At 41.2% G+C, this 20607-nt stretch carries 17 protein-coding genes and 2 pseudogenes; 10 read left to right on the forward strand and 9 right to left on the reverse strand.

What is annotated here, in order from left to right; all coding sequences use genetic code 11:
- The 8 genes and pseudogenes from CXF88_RS18280 to CXF88_RS18315 all read left to right on the forward strand — a co-directional run.
- On the forward strand, nt 1-510 hold a 510-nt coding region (locus CXF88_RS18280), incomplete at its 5' end, for an IS3 family transposase (RefSeq protein WP_157822836.1).
- 580 nt (nt 511-1090) lie between these two features.
- Nucleotides 1091-1453 carry a carboxymuconolactone decarboxylase family protein gene (locus CXF88_RS18285; protein WP_101088235.1) on the forward strand — a complete coding sequence of 121 codons (363 nt, stop codon included), beginning with the start codon at nt 1091-1093 and terminating at the stop codon, nt 1451-1453.
- A complete protein-coding gene (locus CXF88_RS18290) occupies nt 1453-1968 on the forward strand; it encodes a VOC family protein (protein WP_101088237.1) in 516 nt (171 codons plus the stop codon). Before CXF88_RS18285 ends, CXF88_RS18290 begins: the two co-directional genes overlap by 1 nt.
- Nucleotides 1965-2408, forward strand: a complete 444-nt coding sequence (locus CXF88_RS18295) for a DMT family transporter (RefSeq protein WP_101088239.1) — start codon at nt 1965-1967, stop codon at nt 2406-2408. Before CXF88_RS18290 ends, CXF88_RS18295 begins: the two co-directional genes overlap by 4 nt.
- Nucleotides 2405-2872: a DMT family transporter gene (locus CXF88_RS18300; protein ID WP_101088241.1), complete on the forward strand. Its 468-nt coding sequence runs from the start codon at nt 2405-2407 to the stop codon at nt 2870-2872. The genes CXF88_RS18295 and CXF88_RS18300 overlap by 4 nt, the downstream gene beginning before the upstream one ends.
- A 76-nt stretch (nt 2873-2948) precedes the next feature.
- A complete protein-coding gene (locus CXF88_RS18305) occupies nt 2949-3185 on the forward strand; it encodes a hypothetical protein (RefSeq protein WP_197708468.1) in 237 nt (78 codons plus the stop codon).
- A 224-nt stretch (nt 3186-3409) separates the two neighbouring features.
- A pseudogene (locus CXF88_RS18310) lies at nt 3410-3838 on the forward strand (cytochrome b/b6 domain-containing protein).
- Nucleotides 3839-3974: 136 nt separating this feature from the next.
- Entirely contained in the window at nt 3975-4898 is a 924-nt protein-coding gene (locus tag CXF88_RS18315; RefSeq protein WP_101088243.1) for a LysR family transcriptional regulator, read from the forward strand.
- A gap of 956 nt (nt 4899-5854) precedes the next feature.
- On the opposite strand, the gene CXF88_RS18320 is transcribed toward CXF88_RS18315, so the two are convergent.
- From CXF88_RS18320 to CXF88_RS18360, 9 genes and pseudogenes are all read right to left on the reverse strand, one after another.
- A complete protein-coding gene (locus CXF88_RS18320; RefSeq protein WP_197708473.1) occupies nt 5855-6955 on the reverse strand; it encodes a PQQ-dependent sugar dehydrogenase in 1101 nt (366 codons plus the stop codon).
- Nucleotides 6956-7015: 60 nt separating this feature from the next.
- Nucleotides 7016-7801, reverse strand: coding sequence for an alpha/beta hydrolase (locus CXF88_RS18325; protein WP_101088245.1), 786 nt, complete (start codon nt 7799-7801; stop codon nt 7016-7018).
- A gap of 89 nt (nt 7802-7890) precedes the next feature.
- Nucleotides 7891-8745, reverse strand: a complete 855-nt coding sequence (locus CXF88_RS18330; RefSeq protein ID WP_101088247.1) for a crotonase/enoyl-CoA hydratase family protein — start codon at nt 8743-8745, stop codon at nt 7891-7893.
- A 10-nt stretch (nt 8746-8755) separates the two neighbouring features.
- Nucleotides 8756-9325: pseudogene (locus CXF88_RS18335) on the reverse strand (crotonase/enoyl-CoA hydratase family protein); the annotation flags it as partial.
- A 157-nt stretch (nt 9326-9482) separates the two neighbouring features.
- Complete coding sequence (locus CXF88_RS18340) at nt 9483-10394, reverse strand: bile acid:sodium symporter family protein (RefSeq protein WP_101088248.1); 912 nt, start codon at nt 10392-10394, stop codon at nt 9483-9485.
- Between the two features lie 86 nt (nt 10395-10480).
- Nucleotides 10481-11686: a DUF2855 family protein gene (locus CXF88_RS18345; protein ID WP_101088250.1), complete on the reverse strand. Its 1206-nt coding sequence runs from the start codon at nt 11684-11686 to the stop codon at nt 10481-10483.
- A gap of 135 nt (nt 11687-11821) precedes the next feature.
- Nucleotides 11822-12826, reverse strand: coding sequence for an alpha/beta hydrolase (locus tag CXF88_RS18350; RefSeq protein WP_242445201.1), 1005 nt, complete (start codon nt 12824-12826; stop codon nt 11822-11824).
- 25 nt (nt 12827-12851) lie between these two features.
- Complete coding sequence (locus tag CXF88_RS18355) at nt 12852-13514, reverse strand: nitroreductase (RefSeq protein WP_101088252.1); 663 nt, start codon at nt 13512-13514, stop codon at nt 12852-12854.
- A 141-nt stretch (nt 13515-13655) separates the two neighbouring features.
- Nucleotides 13656-16106, reverse strand: coding sequence for a TonB-dependent receptor (locus tag CXF88_RS18360; RefSeq protein ID WP_101088253.1), 2451 nt, complete (start codon nt 16104-16106; stop codon nt 13656-13658).
- Nucleotides 16107-16682: 576 nt separating this feature from the next.
- Between CXF88_RS18360 and CXF88_RS18365 the strand changes: the two genes are divergently transcribed.
- On the forward strand, nt 16683-18479 hold the full coding sequence (locus CXF88_RS18365; protein WP_101088254.1) for an acyl-CoA dehydrogenase C-terminal domain-containing protein: 1797 nt from the start codon (nt 16683-16685) through the stop codon (nt 18477-18479).
- A 270-nt stretch (nt 18480-18749) separates the two neighbouring features.
- The gene (locus tag CXF88_RS18370) at nt 18750-20489 is read left to right on the forward strand and encodes a DUF885 domain-containing protein (protein ID WP_101088255.1); all 1740 of its coding nucleotides are present in this window, start codon (nt 18750-18752) and stop codon (nt 20487-20489) included.
- Nucleotides 20490-20607: the final 118 nt, after the last annotated feature.

Here is a 20607-nt window from a genome sequence, read left to right on the forward strand (position 1 = left end):
TTGTTAAAGCGACAGTTTAACGTTGAAGCAATAAATCAGGTTTGGTGTGGTGACGTGACCTATGTTTGGTCTGGAACCAAATGGCTCTATTTAGCGGTGGTAATGGATTTATACGCGAGAAAGATTGTGGGTTGGGCGTGCTCTGACAGTCCGAATACTGATTTGACTTGTGCAGCATTAAGAATGGCATTTGAAAGCCGTGGGCGTCCAAGAAACGTAGTGTTTCACTCTGATCAGGGTTGTCACTACAGTAGCCTTCAGTATCGACAAATGCTGTGGAAATATCAGATAACTCAAAGCATGAGCCGACGAGGAAACTGCTGGGATAATGCGGTAATGGAACGTTTTTTTAGAAGCTTTAAAACAGAATGGATGCCTAAGTATGGCTACAACAGTTTTGATGAAGCAAAGCATGATGTGCTGAATTATATATTGAAGCACTACAATATAAAACGGGGTCATAGTTATAACAATTATATGACGCCAACAGCAGCCGAAATGGCAGCGTAAAGACGCAACTCCTGTTGGTGTACAGATTTAGTTGACCACATCAAACGCTTCCGATGGTACATCCTGTACCGCGCAAGCTAAGCTCACATCTGATAGGCAGGATGCCTGAATGCCTTGTAGCACATGGATGTGCGAGAAAGGCCATGTGAGCTTCACGCTATTTTCTTCAACGTCCTCAAGTTCAGAGTTGAACCCGTCCATTTTAAATTATAGCTGGCTGACTCATTTCTGCCCCAAAGTGCGTTAGAGCTTTAACTAAACCGCGATATATCCTGATCGATTTGCCATACATTTTCTCATGTTAGGAATAGAAGTGTTTTGTCATATCACAACTACTCACATTAACCCGATTGCGAACCTGCCAAAATTAGGTTGGATATTGCAAAGACGCTTTCGCCCCCATAGTGCGACGTGCATTCAATTGTCCTATTAATTCAAACCTAAAACTTACCCTTTACCTGTGCATTTTTTGCATAAGTGATATGCAACCTTGCTAGTTTTTCAATTAATTATTTTCTCTATAATCCACCTCAATCGCAAAGACGAACAAGTTATAAAGTTAAATACAGAGGAAATCGCTATGACAGAGAATAAATACAAAAATGCAGTATTAGATGACCAAGCACTTATCGCAGGCCTTAAATCAATTAACCCAGTTTGGGGCGATTTAACTGTCCGTGTTGCTGGGGAAGCATTTGCAATGCCGCTTATTAACCAAAAAACTAAAACGCTTATCACCATTGTCATCGACCAGATGGCTTTAAATGTTACCGGTGATGGGAATCCCTTCGGTGCCCATGTAGATATGGCACTAAAACAAGGCGCTAGCTATGAAGAAATTGAAGAGTTGATTGTATTTGCTTCTGTGTACACAGGTTTCAATAAAGGCGCGACTACGATGGGTGCATTAAACAAATTACGTCATGAACGAGGAGACATCTAATGGCTATTCCAGGATTAAAAAAATCAGATTATATCGGCTTTACTGTACCAAACATTGATGAGGGGATTGCGTTTTTTAGTCAACACCTTGCTTTCGAACTTACTTATGAATTCGATCCCTTTATTGCTGAAGATAACTGGATGGCGGAGCACTTGAATGTAAACCCTCGCGCTGAAATAAAAAAAATTGCAGTGATGAGTGCTAGCAGCATAAATCTAGAAATTTTTGATTACGCTGACAACATACATCGTAGTAAAACAGCACCAAACAATGCCGATATTGGTGGTCACCACATGGCATTCAATGTCGACGATATGGATAGCGCTGTTGCTTACTTAAAAGAACAAGGCATCGAAGTTTTAGGCTCGCCAAATGTAATGACTGATGGTCCAACGGCAGGTGAAAGCTGGGTTTATTTCATGTCGCCATGGGGAATGCAACTTGAGTTGGTCTCTTACCCTAATGGTAAAGCTTACGAGCATTCTTCATCATTGTCATTATTTGACCCACGATGAGAATTATAGTCATATTATTGGTAGTTTTTGCAGGCATGGGGCTATCTTTTGAGGCTGGACTGCTTGGGCCATTAGGGCATCAAGTTGGGCATCTATGGGCTACGTTAAGTATCTTTGGTGTTGGTGCCGCTTTACTTTGGTTGATCAGTATTTTCACCTCTACGGGTAAAAATCAAGACATGCGATCAATCCCTAAATGGCAATTAACGGGTGGCCTACTTGGACCTATTTATGTGGTGGTATTAACGCTTGCTACGCCCGTGTTAGGGGTGGCAATGACAATGATTGGAGTGCTTGTTGGACAAGTAGGGAAGAGCTTTGCCATTGATTACTTTGGTTGGTTTGGCACCTCAAAGCAACCTGTTGACCGCTTAAGAGTCACAGGCATGTTGTTTGTTATTGCTGCTCTTGTGTTAACTTATTTAGGAGTGCAATCATGATGTTATTTATGCTGCTTGCTGTTATCTCTGGTATGGCATTAAGTGCACAGGCTGCCATTAACGGTCAGCTAGGGGCAAAAGTAGGGGTTATACGCAGTTCATTACTGACGTTTTCTGTCGGAACGGTAGTGACTTTATTATTAATATTTTTCTTTGAACCCAGCTATGAAGCAAATCTACTCACGGTACCTAAATGGCAACTGATTGGCGCACTGTTTGGCATTGTTTATATGGTTGTGATGGTCGCTGCGGTGCCAAAAGTGGGTGTTGCAATTGCTACTGTAGCCACAGTGTTTGGTCAAATGGTAATGAGTTTAGTCATCGATACCCAAGGGTGGTTAGGCAATGCACCGATTGAGCTTAACTATTGGCGTCTAGCGTCCATGATTTGTATTGCATGCGCACTTATTTGTATTTATTTATCTAACAAACAACAGGAAAAATATAATGTCTCAACAAGCTAGAACATTGATTGTCTTTTTTAATCTTAAAGAAGGCGTAAAAGAGTCTGAGTACCTGAAATGGGCAAAATAAGTTGACTTGCCAATAGTCAGTAAACTCAATAGCGTGAGTTCATTTGAAGTGTTCAAAGGCATTGGCGTTTTCGGTGAGCAAAAAGCATCACCGTGGGACTTTTTTGAAATGATCAAAATTAATTCAGAAGACGAATTTTTAGCTGACATTCAAACAGACGTAATGTCGAAGGTTGTTGAACAATTTCAAGTATTTTCTAAAGATGACACGTTTGTATCAACGCAAGATATTACCACTCTTTAATCAAGTAAACGATTAGGGCCGTTATTATCATGCCGCAAAGCCGATATTATTGATGATACATTAAATATGAATATAAAAAATAGTAATGAAAATTATGGCATGATAGCTAAGGCACTTCATTGGTTTACTGCTTTTCTATTTTTAGGTGCCTACATAAGTGTTTATTATCGGCATTGGTTTACTGATGCAAAAACACTGGAAACTGGAATACGTTGCAACTGCATTTGCCCTTTGGGATATCTATTGGTGTTTTAGTACTATTAAGAATTATATGGCGATTGGTAAATATCCAGCCATCCAAGAAACCAGGAACACGATTGGAGCATAAACCAGCGAAGGTTGGGCATTACTTACCTTACGCAATAATGATTGCTATGCCAGTGACAGGGTATTTGGGTACGGGTGTTGTTACTGAATTCTTCTTTCTTTTTGATATAGCTAAATTTCCAGATACATGGGGGTTTACTTATTTTATTGAATAGGGGATGGGAGTAAACTTTTTAGATTTTGAAAAACCAATTGATTTTATACATAAAGAGATACTTGGAGCTTGGCTCGTTTGGATGCTTATTTTGGGTCATGTTTTCGCAGATTTCTATCATCATTTGGTTAAGAAAGATCGTACATTAAAGAAGATGTTCTTTAATGATTAAAATTTGAATTACGTATATCTCACCATGAGACATTTCCATTTTTAATAGAGTAAACGATTAAGGCAAGCTATTTATATGGTTTGCCTTTTTTAATTGATAATTAACACCTTAGCGATTAAATTCATGGGGAATGCTTATGAACTACGATGTCTCTCTTCTCGAGATTAAACTTTTTTTGATGACAAACCAGTTTGGAAATTTTTCTGAAGTCGCAAGACGACAAGATATGACACCGTCGTCGGTTTCTAGAAAGATGGCGCAACTGGAAAATAAGGTGGGAACCAAATTGCTCCACCGTCATACAAGAGCTATATCACTGACAGAAGAAGGCGTGGTTTTTGTTAAGCACTGTAGTGAAATAATCAGACAGTATGAGCAAGTGGCAGAACGGATCGAGCAAAAAGCCGATACGCCTCGTGGTACCGTTAAAATTAGTGCGCCAGTGGCATTTGGCCGGCTACATATTGCCCCTTACCTCCCTGAATTATTGGATATATATCCACTACTCAAAGTTGAGATACATCAAACAGACAACTTTATAGATCCAGTTCAAGAAGGTATTGATTTATTAATTAGGATCGGTGTGCTGCAGGATTCTTCAATGCGAATGAAAAGGTTTGGACAACAAAACTACGTTATAGCGGCTAGTCCAACTTACATTAAGTTGCACGGTGCCCCTGAGATACCAGAACAACTTGAAGGACACAACTGCCTGGTTTTTAAAGGAACAAAGGGCTTACAACGTTGGTTTATTGGTAAAGAGCAGCTAGCACCTTTTGAGGTAACCGGTACACTATATAGCAATAACGCAGAAACACTGGTATCAAGTGCCGTCGGTGGTGCTGGGATCGTGATGTTTCCGACGTGGTTAATAGGCGGGGAATTAAAAACAGGTAAGCTAATTCCAATTATGGGCGATCACAAAGTATCAACCACCGCAGAGACTCAAACGATTAATGCGCTGTATCTTGATTCGGATAACTTAGCACCCAAAGTGCGAGTAGTTATCGATTTTTTGACAAAAAAATATGGCACGCCATGTTACTGGGATACCGTTTGATTTAGCTAAATAGTTTGCTAGTCAGTTTATTAAGCATCGGCATAAAAATAAACACAGCCAAGCCAACTATAACAATATCGACTAACAGAATAGCGATGGGCGATGAGGCAGATAATCTCAATAGCTTCTTAAGTATTTCAGAACTTAGCCATACTTATCATCATCTGAACTTAATACTTAAGACTTTAGTGCTTCAGTTCTAACAAGCTTTGGTTAAAGTACGTCTGAGGGGATCAACCTAAGACGTTTCTGTCCAAAAGCGAGCTAGTTACTGCTTGAAAATGTCTAAATTCAGCTTTGAACTTGAGGCCGTTTAGACTGTTTATACAAGAATGCGTGAGCCTGACAGGACGTCTGGCTAGCTTTCGCGGTACAGGTCGTTCTTTGGCATCTGACCCATATGGATATGGGGAATGTCATTATGATGTCGGGAACATCATTGACCTTGCCATCACGACATTCGTGAATCCATTCACATCAGATTCCATCGGAAGCGTTAGCATTTTCACTCTTTATTACAAGACGGGCCGAAGACGGTTATAAACGAAGTCCAAAGCTGGATTACATTTCCGTCGCAATTTTTCGCTATTGTTGTTTGGTAAAAATGCGAAAATGTTGCCGGAACGCTGAGGGTTTGCAAAGGCTGATTCATAAACAAGAATGCACTTTACCCCTTTGGTCTGGTGTGGGCGACGCGCCAAGACGTTAGTGGCCGCAGGCCATAAATACCATAAGTACAATACAAAACAAACACCTGGATCCCGGCTCAAAAGCATTACCGGGACGACGTGAGAGTTGCGACAACGTGAGAGTTGCGACGACGAGAAGGGGTTAACAAGTTTTGTACAATAGTGAGTTTGATACTAATCAAAATTGATTATCAAAAAAGACATACATTCTCTGAAAAATTATCAAACGTTACCATGGTCGTAGAGTTAAAGCATAACGCATAGCTTTTATTGCTTGGTATAACTAATCCGATACACGGCATTGGCAAAGTCATCTGATACCAAGATAGAGCCATCTGCCAGGGTCATCACATCTGCAGGGCGGCCCCAGCTTTGTTCGCCTTCAAGCCAACCCGTGGCAAACGGCTTATAATCAATCACCTTATTCCCCTCAAGTGCCACCTGCATAATGCGATAACCCACTTTGTTAGTGCGGTTCCACGAGCCGTGCTGGGCAATTAAGATTGATTGTTTATAAGTAGCAGGGAATTGATTAGCTTGGTAAAACTCCATGCCTAATGCAGCAACATGTGCACCTAAGGTTAATACCGGAGGGGTGTTGAGTTTGGCGATTTTTGGGTTAGTAAAATCTGCATCGGCAATATCTGTGTTGTGAATATAAGGAAAACCAAAGTGTTGGCCTTTTTTGCTCACACGATTAAGCTCATCATCGGGTAAATCATCGCCCATCATGTCGCGGCCATTATCGGTAAACCATAACTCACCTGTTTGTGGGTGAAAATCAAATCCGACACTGTTGCGTACACCTTGAGCGACGATAGTGGTTTGTTTTGTTTCAAGATCTAATTGTAAAATACTGGCAAAGGGAAGCTCACTTTCACACACATTACAAGGCGCGCCGACGGGGATATACAGCTTTCCATCCGGGCCAAAAGTGATAAATTTCCAACCGTGATGGGACTTATTTGGCAGTTTGTCGTATACCAATTCTGGTTTAGGAATAGTGGGTAATGATTGTTCAATATCAGGATAACGCCAGACTTTATCCACCTCAGCGACATATAAACTGCCATTATGGTACGCAAGGCCGGATGGCATAAATAAATCCGTTGCGATAATGATTTTCTTATCAGCTTTAAAATCATTATCACTGTCTATCAGGGCATAAACATTGCCTGCTTTGCGACTGCCTACAAAAACAGTTCCGTTGTCACCAAGCGCCATCTGGCGAGCATTTTCAACATTTTCGGCATACACTTCAATGGTAAACCCAGCCGGTAATTGGATCTTATCCAGTGGTAATGCAAATGATGGATAAGAGACACCCATAGTTATGATTAAGGTTGAACATAAACTAATTGGTTTCATCATATTGGTGCCTCTTATGTAGATTTATTGTTAGCTATTGTTGAGCCAGTACTAAGGTCATTACCAGTCTTTAATGATCTGTTTGACCATATTGGCGGTATTTTCCGGTTGTTCTAGAGGGAACATGTGACCACCATTAGGGAGTGTCATTAACTCAATGTCATTCAGTTTTGCAAATCGAACAAAATGTTTAATCGGGAATATATTGGTATTTTCACCGTAAATCAGTTTTGCTGGCACGGTCAGTTTGTTTTTGTATTTAACAAGGTTGGTCGGTAAATGCCTAAAGATGTCGGCTTCGACGGCAGGAGAGAAGCTGAGCTCTAAACGTTTATTGCGTAGCACCACACTTGATGATGCATAGTCTTGTAAGCAACGAGAATCAAAGTTTTTAAACAATGTTTTCTGTGAAAAATAATCAACTAAGTTAGTGTTTTCCGGCCAGTGATTTTGGCGAGTGTTGGCTTTTCCTGCAGGAGAGAGCTTATCAATATAAGGTGTTCGCTTAATAAATCTCAGTAAATGCGAGAATGCGCCGGTGACGACAGGTGGATCGAGCATCACTAAACCTCGAAAAAGCTCAGGATGTTGGCAAGCAGCGATAAACGATATAACACCGCCGAATGAATGCCCAACACAAATGACTTTTTCATCTTGCTTCTTAATAAATTCAACAAGTTCAGTAACAAGGTGTTGCCAGTTATTGTGTATTGGATACAGAACATTATGGCCAAATTGATTATGGGCAACGGTACGGTAGTCGTTATCAAACTCTTGTAGAAATGTTTTATAGCTGCCAGCGGGGAAGCCATTGGCATGCACTAGGTTTATCAAAGGTTTTGTCATAGTTCACTCTAAAGGGTTAGCACTATTTGTGATTAAATTATTTCACACATAATTTGGTCTATAGCAAATAGTGCAATGATGCCCAATGCTTAGAATATTTTCAAAGGATCAATTTGAGTTAACTCTTCAAATTCTGGTTCACGGTTTTGCGCTTTTGCTTTGAAGATTTCCATCATGTCGTTCTGGGGTTGGAACATGCCGCTTTGCCATACCGACATGTAATGTAAACTGTCGGCGACACTGTGGTCACGTGCATAGTTGATCATCTCTTTGCAACCGGTAACGGCTAAAGGCGAGCGGGCGGCAATGTCTGCAGCAATGCCTAATACAGCAGTTAGCATTGATGCTTGGTCTTCATATACATGATTGACTAATCCGGCTGCTTTGGCTTCTGCTGCAGGCATTCTTCGGCCCGTGTAGGCTAACTCTTTAACTAATCCGATTGAAATCAATTTAGGTAAACGCTGTAACGTACCCACGTCGGCAGTCATGCCGAGTTTGGTTTCTTCGATGCTAAAAAAAGCGTCGCTGGTGCAATAACGGCAATCTGCCGCGGTGACCATATCTACAGCACCACCAATACAGCCACCTTGAATGGCCATGAGTACAGGCATACGTGCCGTCTCAAGCACGTTAAAGCAATCTTGTAGCTTGAGAACCAAGCGGCGTAATTGGTCGTGTTTACGGCCTAATTCGATATTCTCGTCGCGGTTACTCGCACTGAATACGGCTAAGTCCATACCCGCGCTAAAATGCTTGCCAGTTGAAGAAATGACAATGGCGCGAGCCGCCGATTGATTATTGATATCGTGTATTACGCTTGGAAATTCATGCCAAAAATCGACGTTCATTGAATTTAACGCGTCAGGACGATTAAGGATAATGTGAGCCACTTTATCGGTAATGTCGACAGTGAGCGTTTGATAGGTCTTTTGCGATATCATATTTATATCCTTATAATTTCAATGAAATTTGCTTATCTTGCTCGATGGCTGCATCCAATGAGGCGAGAATAGTCTTACGCTCTTTTAATTTGGTGCCTAAATGCGCAGCCATATTCAGCGTTTGCATATGTTTAGCCACGGCATGTGCAGTGTCCATGAGTTGTTCTGGCTCAACCACTTGATCGAGAAAACCTGCCATTACTGCTTGTTCTGGTGTAAATAACTCAGCATTGATTACCGCGCGCGACAGATAATTTTGCGGAATACGATTACGCGCGATTTCAATGCCTGCCTGATGCATAGTCATGCCAATAGCCACTTCGTTAAGGCCAATTTTAAACGGACCTGCGCTGCCAATACGGTAGTCGCAGCTGAGTAGTAAAAATGCGCCTTTGGCGATTGCATGGCCTGAACAGGCACCGATAATAGGCGTTGGGAATGCGAGCATTCTGCGGGCTAACGTTGAGCCTGCAGTGACCAAAGCAATTGCCGCTTCAGCGCTTTGCTTCATGGTTTTAAGGTCATAGCCACCAGATAAAATACCAGGTTGACCAGTTATTATTACCACTGCATTTTGCTGCTCTGCATGGTCCTATGCACTGTTGATTTGGGCGATGACTTCAGGCGATATTGCGTTCACTTTGCCATTGCTAAGGGTAATAACATGCACATTGTTTTCAATTACTACGGTGATCAGTTCCATTGTTTACCTTTTTTATTTTAATGATTAGTTTCGTCTAGGCGTTATCGGCAACCACTTCGCCATTATTTTTCGATTTAAAATACTTGGAATTTAACATACCCGCTAGAATCCCTGCGGTAAAGAGCATTGTGAGGGTGTAAATCGCCGGCGTGAATGACATCTTGTAATTAGCCAACAATGTTAACGCCATAAACATGGATAAGGTACTGTTTTGTAGGCCGACTTCAATGGTAATGGACGTTCTTTGAGCAAGATTTAATCCAAACCATTTACTTGAATAATATCCTAATAGCATGGTTGAAATATTAAGAATAATCGATACCGGTCCTGCGGCGATAAGTGCAGGAATAACGATATCTTGCTGAATATACGTTAAAAATATAATTAACAACGTCAGAAACAATATGCCAAAGCGTGATACATGGACTTGAGTACTTTCAGCAATTTTGGGAGCGTAACGTCTGATCAACATGCCCAGCAAAATAGGCACAATGGTCAGCTTCATTAAGCTAAACATGGTTGCCAGTATTGGTAACTGGAATTCATTGCCTTGCCCCATGAAGTGAATTAATGAGTAATTAAGCACCACGGGAATAGTAAACACGGTAATTAAACTGGCCACCGCCGTCATGGTGACCGACAGTGCCACATCACCTTTCGCTAAATGAGAAAACATATTGGATGTTGTGCCACCTGGACACAGTACCAGTAACATGACTCCTACTGCGTATTCTGGTTCTAATGGCATGATATTGGCTAATGCAAAGCCAATAATAGGTAACAAAAGTAGCTGGTTAGTTAATCCAATTGCAACTGCTTTAGGGTATTTAAGCACGCGTTTAAAATCGTCTGTCACTAAAGATAGCCCCATGCCCATCATAATTAAAAAGATGCACACTGGGATAACTTGCGAATTAACAAATGTCACTAATTCAATATCTTCCATAATAACCTCATTCAGATATGACCTTTATTGGGCCGATAACGTCCATTTTTATTTTTTAAACACGAGCTTGTTGATTGAGAGTTTGCCTATTGCTTACTTGGTTTGAGTGTATTTGGGTCTAACGATATGATTTGTCCAACAGATGCATCAGCTGTTCCGGCTAAAACCTGTTGGTAAATATCATTAACGTGGTGAAGATCATGGGTGTGGGAAATGGTGATAATGGATCTACAAAAGTCTATATAACGGAGTAACGATTGATTCATTTGTTTCATGGTTTCGCCAACCCCCCATTCAAGACTGCGTTTTTTCAATTGTGTTGGTGCAAAGAAGAATGTTGGAGGTGCACCTGGTAGCAGACCATCACTTTGTGTGTCTGTTAAGTCAATATCGCCATGATGGGTTGCACCGATCCGGCATGAATAGCGCAGTTGTTGGGTAAAGTGGTGATGAATGGCGGCTAAGGTGTTTTTACCACCGGCCATGTCCACTAAGATGGATGCCACATTGGCATCTAGGGTGGTGATGTCGTTATAGCTAATAACGTGATCGTAACAACCTAATGATTCAACAAAACTGAGATTGGCCATTGAGGTAATGCCAACCGTGCTACGTTGGCCTCTTTGCTTAATGGCAAAGGCGAGGGCGATACTGGTTTTACTGGATGCACTGGTAATCAGATATTGCGTGGCATCGAAATAATTATTGTCGAACATAAAGTCATCCACTAACCAAGATGTGGTGAACAGTCCGCGTAATAAGATGTCGTAATCTTCGTTATTTAGCTGATAAAAAGGATTGGTGCTAACCCGATCAAAGCGCGCATAAACCGGAGATAGGCCTTCTCTGCATGGATTGATATCTGAAAACCCGCTTGGGTTAACTTTACCAGCAATGATTTTGAAATGAGTCGCCATCGGCATAAATCCCCATACTCGTTCACCAACGTTGATATCTTTATTATTTGATGACACCACATCGGCAAACCCCATCACAGGTAATCGTCCCCATTGAGTTTGTTGAGCAGTATTCGTTGTAGACGTAATCGAATTTGAAGCTGTATCTGAAGGGACATTGTTAACAGGAAAGAATTGCCAATAACCTAATGCATCCCCAGTGATGCCATAGCTGATGTTATTTGCGGTTAACGCGAACTTATTCACCTTAAGCAATACTTCATTGTCAGCCAATGGCTGCTCAATATTCAGCTCAGCTACACGTGTCTGTGACAAGTCATTTTTAGCTACTTCAAATACAAGTGTCGGCTGAGCTTGTGATGTTAATGTCGTCATAAAATCCCTTTATCGTTATTATTATTTTGTTTGTTATTTAGCGCACTATATTGAGTTTGTTTTACAACGAGCCTTTAACTAAGGATGCAATTAACCTTTTGTTTTTAAATACTTTTAAATGTATTTAAATTGATATTAATCGTTTATAAAATTATTAATGGCGACATTCACTTCGTCTGGCCTTTCATGTTGTAGCCAATGACTGGTGTCTTGAAAACGCTTTATGGTGCAGTTATGCACATAGTGATGAATGTCATCGAGATTTTCATTAACGAAGGCAAGGTCTTGTTCGCCCCATAAAATCAATGTGGGAACATTGATCCGTATATTGGGTACTTTAAGCTGCGATGCTTGTTTAACGGGACTCGATTTAGTTGTGTCATTTTGAGTCGATGTTGTGTCTAGGGATGATGCCGTTGTTGAATTGCAACGTTGATTATCTGTGTCATTTTCTGCCAGTTGTGGCATAGCGCGATAATATTGCAACATGCCATTAATTGCGCCTGCTTGGCTCCACACTTGCTTATATTTCGCTTTTACAGCGGCGGTAAACACGCTTGGGTTGGTACTAACCATGATGTCTTCGCTTAAATAGCGATAATCATCTTGCGTTAATAATGACTCCCCCGATGCGCTGATTAATTGATGTATATAAGCACTTTTTTTGCGTTGTAGTGGATTGTTAATCATTTCTCGAGTGAAGGTACTTGGGTGAGCCGCATTAACAATTATCAGCTTACTGATTAACTGAGCATGAAACGCTGCTAATGGCCAAGCAATAGCACCGCCCCAATCATGGGCGACTAAAATAACAGGCTGAGTAGGGCTAATTGCAGCAATAAACTTGGCCATAAAGCCGATAAGATTGGGTACCGCATAAAAACTAACATCGTCGGGTTTGTCGCTTAAGTTGTATCCCGGTAAGTCAGGTGCGATAACACGATAATGTGGTGAGAAAAAACTCAGTTGAGCTGACCATGTGCCCCAATACTCAGGAAATCCATGCAAAAAAATTATTGTCGCTTTGAGCACAGTGATGTCAGCTACAGCAGATACGTTATTTGCTTCAGTAGATTGCCCTGATTCAACGTAATGAATATTGACGTTATCCACTAAAATATTTTTATGCTCTAGTTTCATATTCAATCTCATTAGTCATGACTGGTTAATCGAAAAATGCCACAGCGTTTTCAATGGATTCACGATCGGTACGGGTATTGTTTACCGCTGCACTGTCATCGGCGTAACCAAAAGACATCCCAAATAAAATACCGCGCTCGGCAGGGAGGTTTAATATTTCTCTTACTGGGTCGGGGAATTGCCCTAATGCACCTTGCATGCAATTTGATATGCCGTGATCTGCCATAATCAATGACAGTGTTTGAGCATATATACCTAAATCAACAGCGCCCATAATGTCTAAGTATTTATCCATAGTGAAAAACACCGCATGTGGCGCATCAAAGAACTGCCAGTTACGTACTATCGCCATTTGACGGGCTTTTTTGTCTTCTCGTGCTACACCGATTGCACTATACAACGCATTCGCTGAGCCAAATTGACGATCACGATGAATACCTTGATATTGCGGTAGCCAATTAAAGTCAGGATTTGGCGAGGCGCCGCTCATGAGTGTTTCCATAAACTTTTGTTTCAATGTGTCTTTTGTCTGACCCGAAACCACACAAGTTTGCCATGGCTGCACATTACAATTGGAAGGAGAAAGCTGTGCATGGGCAAAAATCAAATCCAAGGTTTCCTTGGCAACCGGTTTGTCGAGAAAGGCGCGTGCTGAGTAACGGTTTTTTAATATTGATTCTATAGACATATAGGACACTCTTATTGTTTTATTGATAGTGAGTTTATAGCGTTATTAGCGATATAAATCAGTTGCTTAATCTTGATGTTAATAAAAAATCCTACAGTGGCAGTAAAGCGCTATTACCGTCACTGCAGACTGTTTAGCTAGTTAAAATTGGTACGAAATATTGGCTCCAAAGGTACGTGGTTGATTTGGATAACCATTAAAACTGCCCGCTTGAATTGGAGGTGGGAATGCCGACAACAGATATTCATCATTGGTTAAGTTACGCACCCAAAGCTGTAAACTGACGCCATTATCAAATGCCAGTCCCGTACTTGCGTTGAAGGTGTTTACCTCGCGAGATAATGATTCAGGGGTGTTTTCAGCCAGCTTAGTATCACTTTCGAAAAGGTAATCGGTACGAACATAGCCATCGGCACCATTAAATACTTCAAAGTTATACACAATACCGGCAGTGATACTAACTTCATGAATACCAGCCGGTTTCTCGCCAGATAAATCAACCGGTCCGTTTAAACCTGATGCACCAACAAACGAGTCGTAAACAGGGTCGAGGAAGGTACCCGCTAAGGTAAATGACCAATCTTCAGTGAGGTTATAATTAGAGTCGAACTCAATACCTTGGGTACTTTGTTTACCCGCATTAGCCAGTACATAACCTGTGCCAATGAAAATAGATGACTGAAACCCTTCAATGGTTTGATCAAATATGGTTGCGCTAAATGATCCGTGTTCGAATTGAGTCTTAATGCCCAGCTCGTACACCATTGCTTCTTCAGGTGAGGCATAACGGCCGCCATAAACCTGATTGGGAAGTGCTAAGCCTGCCGTTTCTAATGCAGATTGATCCGCTGCGAAAGGGCTTGAATAACGCGATAAGTTCCAAGACGTTGCTTTAAAACCTGTTGCTGCTGTAGCGAATATATTGACATTGTCATTAATTTCGTAAGCTAAGCGTAGTGACCACGTGGTTTTACTATCATCTGATTGATTGTTTTCAACAGCATTTGGCAACCCCAGCATAGGGGGTAAAAACTGCAAACTTTTAATCACTGGTACCGCAGGTGCCAACTGAGGAATACTGCCAATAGGCACGCCATACAATGTTGGTACTGTGTCTAAATCGAGTGCAGAAAGGACATCGGAATGTTGTTGAGTGATGTTGATTTCTTTTTGGTCATTGGTGTAACTCACGCCAAATATGGCGGTAAAATCGTCGCTGATATGGTAATCAAAACTGGCAAATATCGAGTAAGCATCATTTTCTTGTTCAAACTCAGAACTTACTGCCGAGTCACCTGAGAAAAATGTGCCGGGATCCAAGCCATATACTCCTTCAACACCCGCTAATAAACCCGGAGCACCACCAGCAGCCATCAACACATCAAAGTAATTTCTAATGTCGTTACCATAATACAAGGTATCGCCAGTGGTCACTTCTTCATGAAAAATGAATGCGCCAAACATCCATTCGAGCTGACGTTCACCGGTAGAGGTTAAGCGAAACTCTTGGGTAATTGTTTCGATATCGGTGTAGCCGCCTTCGTTCAAAATATCGAGAGAAGTGTAATCGACATCATTCATAAAATCAGAATCGTTGGTACGAAATGCACTGATTGAGGTAAATGAATAACCATCAAAATCAACATCTAGCTGCAGTGATACTCCACCATCTTTGACGTTGTTATCGGGATTGGAATTAAGAGTAGATTGATAAGCAAATGAATCTGTTTCATCAAGGTCCATGCCCCCGAGCGCACGCACAGCGCCAGTAGTAGGGCCATTAATTGAATTCTCTACGGTACAGCATGCTTCTTCAATTTTACTATAGTCAGCAATTAATCGAAGTTTTACGTCTTCAGTTGGTTCGTACAGTGCCTGACCTCGAATATTCCAACGGTCACGGTCGTTAATATCGTCTAATCCCACCACACTTTCAGTGTAACCATCTCGTTTGTTCAATCCACCAGAAACACTAAATGCTAAATTATCGGTTATGCCATTGGTGTAATAACCTTTAATTTCTTTTTGGTTGAAATTACCTACGCCAACTTCAATTTTACCTTCTTGATAATAAGCGGGTTCTCGCGTGGTGACGCTAATGACCCCAGCAGAAGCATTTTTACCAAACAAGGTACTTTGTGGTCCACTTAGCACTTCAATTTGCTGCAGTCTTGGTAAGTCACCTATTTGAGATGCCGCACGAGAGCGATACACACCATCGATAAATACCCCAACAGAAGGCTCAATACCCGTATTGTTGGTGCCATTACCAAAGCCACGAATTGAGAAGTTGGTGTTAGTTGAACGTTGTAGTGGGGTGACGCGTAGAGTTGGTACCAGAGTTTGTAAGTCTGTTATGTCCATTACTTTAGCTTGCTCTATTGCTTTGCTACTCACTACCGTAATGGCCACAGGAGATTCCTGTAATCCTTTGGCACGTTTAGATGCCGTTACGACGATTCTTTCTATATCGTCTGCACTTTTTTGTGCTTTTGGTTTTTCATCTTCAGCATTTGCAGCTGAGCTCATTACTCCCATAATCGCAAATGCGAGTAAAGAATGCTTAAAATATGTTGATTTATTATTATTCATTTATTTCCCCAGACGATGACTAATCGTTATTAAACAAGCTTGCCAATACATTGATTTACAAAAGATATGTATGACGCTTAAGCGTTCTTATTTGTAACCTGTAAATATATAGCGTTGTAAAATTAGCGTTATTCAATAACATCAAGGGGGGATCAATCAGCTTAATTTTCTATGTTGAAAAATTATCCTGAAAATACGTCATTACCACTTTAGTGAACAATTAACCGCCAAATCATGCTAGGGGGTGTTTTATAATTAAACAAATCAATTATTTTGATAAGCAACTATTCATATAACGAATAATGCACTGAGGAATTTCACCGTCTGAGTGTTTTTAGTTATGCGTAGGATGAATAATCGTCGAGGGCTGAGGCGGTTTTGTTGCGAAGTTGTTGCTGAAAGTCTAACAATACCGACAAACTATAATTCAAACGAATGTATACATATAATTATTATGCATTTGGATAATACTTGTAGTTAACTTAGCATCGGTAGTAACAAATATTATTTGCATGGAAAAATTCATCCAAATAATCACTAACTAGATATAGATTGATAATGACATGGAGAGTAACAATGCCTGAATATAAAGCCCCCATTCGTGACGTAAAATTTGTTATGCAAGAACTGCTAGATTGTGAAGGGCACTATCAGCGTTTGGGTTACCAAGATGCCAGTATCGATATGGTTGATGCGATTATTGCTGAAGCGGCAAAATTAACCGAACAGGTTGTGGCACCATTAAACCAAATAGGCGATCAGCAAGGTTGTACATGGAACGACGGTGTGGTGACCACACCAGATGGTTTTAAAGAGGCGTACGCTCAATATGTAGAAGGTGGTTGGCCAACGTTATCTCAGTCTGAAGAGTTTGGTGGCCAAGGATTACCGCATTCATTAAATATCAGTATTGCTGAGATGTTTTCCAGTGCTAACCATAGTTTTGCCATGTATCCAGGGCTAAGTCATGGCGCTTTAGCCACCATTGAAGCACACGGCACAGAATCTCAAAAACAACAATTTATGCCAAAGTTAGTTGAAGGTAAGTGGACTGGCACAATGTGTTTAACTGAGCCGCATTGTGGTACCGATTTAGGTATGTTGCGCACCAAGGCTGAGTTACAGGCCGATGGCAGTTATTCATTGAGCGGCACTAAAATCTTTATTTCGGCAGGTGAACACGACCTGTCAGATAACATTGTCCATATCGTTATTGCCCGTATTCCTGGCGCGCCAGAAGGTAATAAAGGTATCTCGTTATTTATCGTACCTAAATTCAACGTTAACGAAGATGGCACCATTTCAGATAGAAACGGCGTGAGTTGTGGTTCTATTGAACACAAAATGGGCATTAATGGTAACGCGACCTGTGTGATTAATTTTGATGGTGCAACTGGGCATTTGATTGGTGAACCGAATCGCGGCCTTAAGTGCATGTTCACCTTTATGAATGCTGCCCGTATTGGCGTTGCTAGTGAAGGTGTTGCGGCTGCTGAAGCCTCATTCCAGGGGGCTTTGGCATACGCAAAAGATCGTCTACAAATGCGTTCAATCAGCGGGGTTAAAAATCCTAACGGCCCAGCTGACCCAATCATTGTTCATCCAGATGTTCGCAGAATGCTGTTAACTCAGAAATCGATTGCTGAAGGTGGCCGTGCGTTAATTTCGTATCTTGCCCAGCTAGTTGATATTGGCCATGCCGAAAAAGACGAAGCCATTAAAGCTGATGCTGAAACAAAGTTAGCCTTATTAACGCCGATTGCTAAAGCATTCCTTTCAGAGCTGGGTTTTGAATGTACCAGCCACGGTGTGCAGATTTTTGGTGGTCATGGCTTTATCAAAGAGTGGGGAATGGAACAGTTAATGCGCGATACCAAGATTAGCTGTTTATATGAAGGTACTACCGGTATTCAGGCATTAGACTTACTGGCTCGTAAAATTATTGGTACTCAGGGTGAAGTATTAAAGCCTTTCTCTAAAGACGTTACCGTATTCTGCCAACAAAACATGGATAACCCAGCCATGGCTGAGTTTATTAAACCGATTATGGCTTATGCCAAAGAGTGGCATGAACTGACCGTGTTAATTGGTGGCAAGGCGATGAAAAACCCGGATGAAATCGGCGGGGCGTCTGTGGATTACTTGATGTATGCCGGTTACGTCACACTCGCTTTCTTCTGGGCGAAAATGGCTAAAGTGGCGCAAGATAAATTGGCTGCAGGCACCACCGAGCCAGCGTTCTATGAGGCTAAAATTAAAACAGCTCAGTTCTTTATGCAGCGCATGCTGCCAAGGGCTAAAGGCCATGCGGCATGTATTGCCAATGGTGTCGATTCTATGATGGCACTTGATAGCGAAGACTTTGCTTTTTAATTGAGCAATTATATCATCCGCTAAAATCGATTATATTCTCGATAGAACAAGCCGCAGCGTCAATCGCTGCGGTTTTTTATTGGCTGCGAAGTAACAATACAGATGTAACTCATGTACTGACTGTTTTTCTAATCATTACTTTAAAAGGGTCTACTTTATAACCTGATTTGTTGATCACTATTCGTTACAGATTAGTTAATTCAGCGCTCATCACTTTAGATCTTTATTCGGTTATAGTAATCACTTCATAATAAAAAAAGGACTAAGCCGATGTCAGGCAAAATACTCACGTCTGTGATTCCACTACTTGCTCTTATTCCGTTGACATCATCAGCGGAATCCTGGGTTGATGTCAGTAATGCATACACCAACAAACAAATTCAGGTAACGAGTCAATTTCAACCTGAAATGGCAAGTTCAATTGGCATTACTGAAACCGATAGTCAATGCAGCAGCATTACTAAGGCACAACAAGATAAGTATATTCGTACTCTTGAAACCAGTAAAAAGACGTTGTTACAAGCGCTTAATACTGAAAAATCATTGCAGGTTCGTCAAGACCTCAACATTATTATCAACAATATTGATCAGACCATTGCCTCAGGTAAATTAGAAGACAAATACATGTTGCCTTGGGTGGACGTGCCGTTAATTATATTTAGAGGCGTGTCGGCATTATTAGATGATCAAATGTCAGATACACGTAAACAAGCGGCTAATACTCGTTTAGCGTGTTATGTCGGTAAAACGGGTCAACCTGCGTTAACTGAACAAGCAAAAACCTTGTATGAAGCCGCATTAGCCAACAAAAAATTAATGGGGCCAACAAAAGAAGAAGTAAACCAAGCCCTGGCAAGAATCGATACCTTATTGCAAGGTTTGCAGCAGTTGTTTGAGAAAAATGAATTCATAAAAGCCGATGATAATCTGTCGCTACTAAAGCAGCAAATTGCAGATTACCGTCAGTGGGCAGAAAAAACCGTTATTCCAACTAGCCGAGATGACTTCCGCTTACCGTCAGAAATTTACGCTTTAAAACTCAAAACAGTTGGCATTGATATCGAACCTGAGTTGTTAATTGAACGCGCGAAAGCAAGCTATATGATAACCAAAGCCAACATGCAGGCGTTAGCGCCGTTGGTTGCGCAAAAGTTTAATATGCCATCAAGTGATTATCGCGATGTGATAAAAGCACTTAAAAAAGACTCTTTAGACAACGATAAGATTGAAGATCATTATCGAGCCATTAATAAAAAACTTGAAGCGTTAATCACTCAGAAAAAAGTGGTCAATTTACCTGAGCGCGACATGATTATGCGATTGGCCAGCGAAGCAGAGGCTGCGGGCAGTCCAGCGCCTCATATGTTACCGCCACCGTTTATTGGTAATACGGGTGAACAAGGGCAATTTGTACTGACAACCGGTAACCCTGCATTAACCGGGGATGCTGCTTACGATGACTTTAATTTTAATGCCGTTGCTTATACATTAAGTGCTCATGAAGGCAGACCTGGCCATGAATTACAATTTGCGGTCATGTTGGAGCAGGGCGTGTCACTCGCTCGTGTTTATTATGCTTTTAACAGCGTAAACGTTGAAGGTTGGGCACTGTATGCCGAAGCTGAAATGTTGCCATATCTTCCTATTGAAGCACAGCTTATAGCGCTTCAGCATCGACTATTACGTAATGCTCGCGCCATGTTAGATCCGATGTTGAACCTAGGTCTAACAACAAAAGAAAACGCCTATGCATTGTTACGCAATGACGTGGTATTTTCAGAAGCGGCAGTGAAACAAGAAGTGGATCGATACACCATGAGAATGCCTGGTCAGGCTGGCAGTTACTTTTATGGCTTATCACGATTATTGGAGATCAGGGCCGACGTCGAAATAGCCCTAGGCGATAAGTTTGATCGCTTGGCATTTAATAACTTTGTGTTAGAGCAAGGCTTAATTCCACCCAATTTAATGGCAGAAGCCGTTAAAGAACGCTTTTTAACTAAAAAGTAAAATACGTTGATATTGATAAATCCCATTTAGTTAAATGGGATTTATCAAATACGACTCGTATTCTGGCTATTTTATGCAGCCGCACATACTATAAATTAGCTTAAGCACGATAAAATTA

This window comes from Shewanella sp. ALD9, from assembly GCF_002836315.1.
Taxonomy (GTDB): domain Bacteria; phylum Pseudomonadota; class Gammaproteobacteria; order Enterobacterales; family Shewanellaceae; genus Shewanella.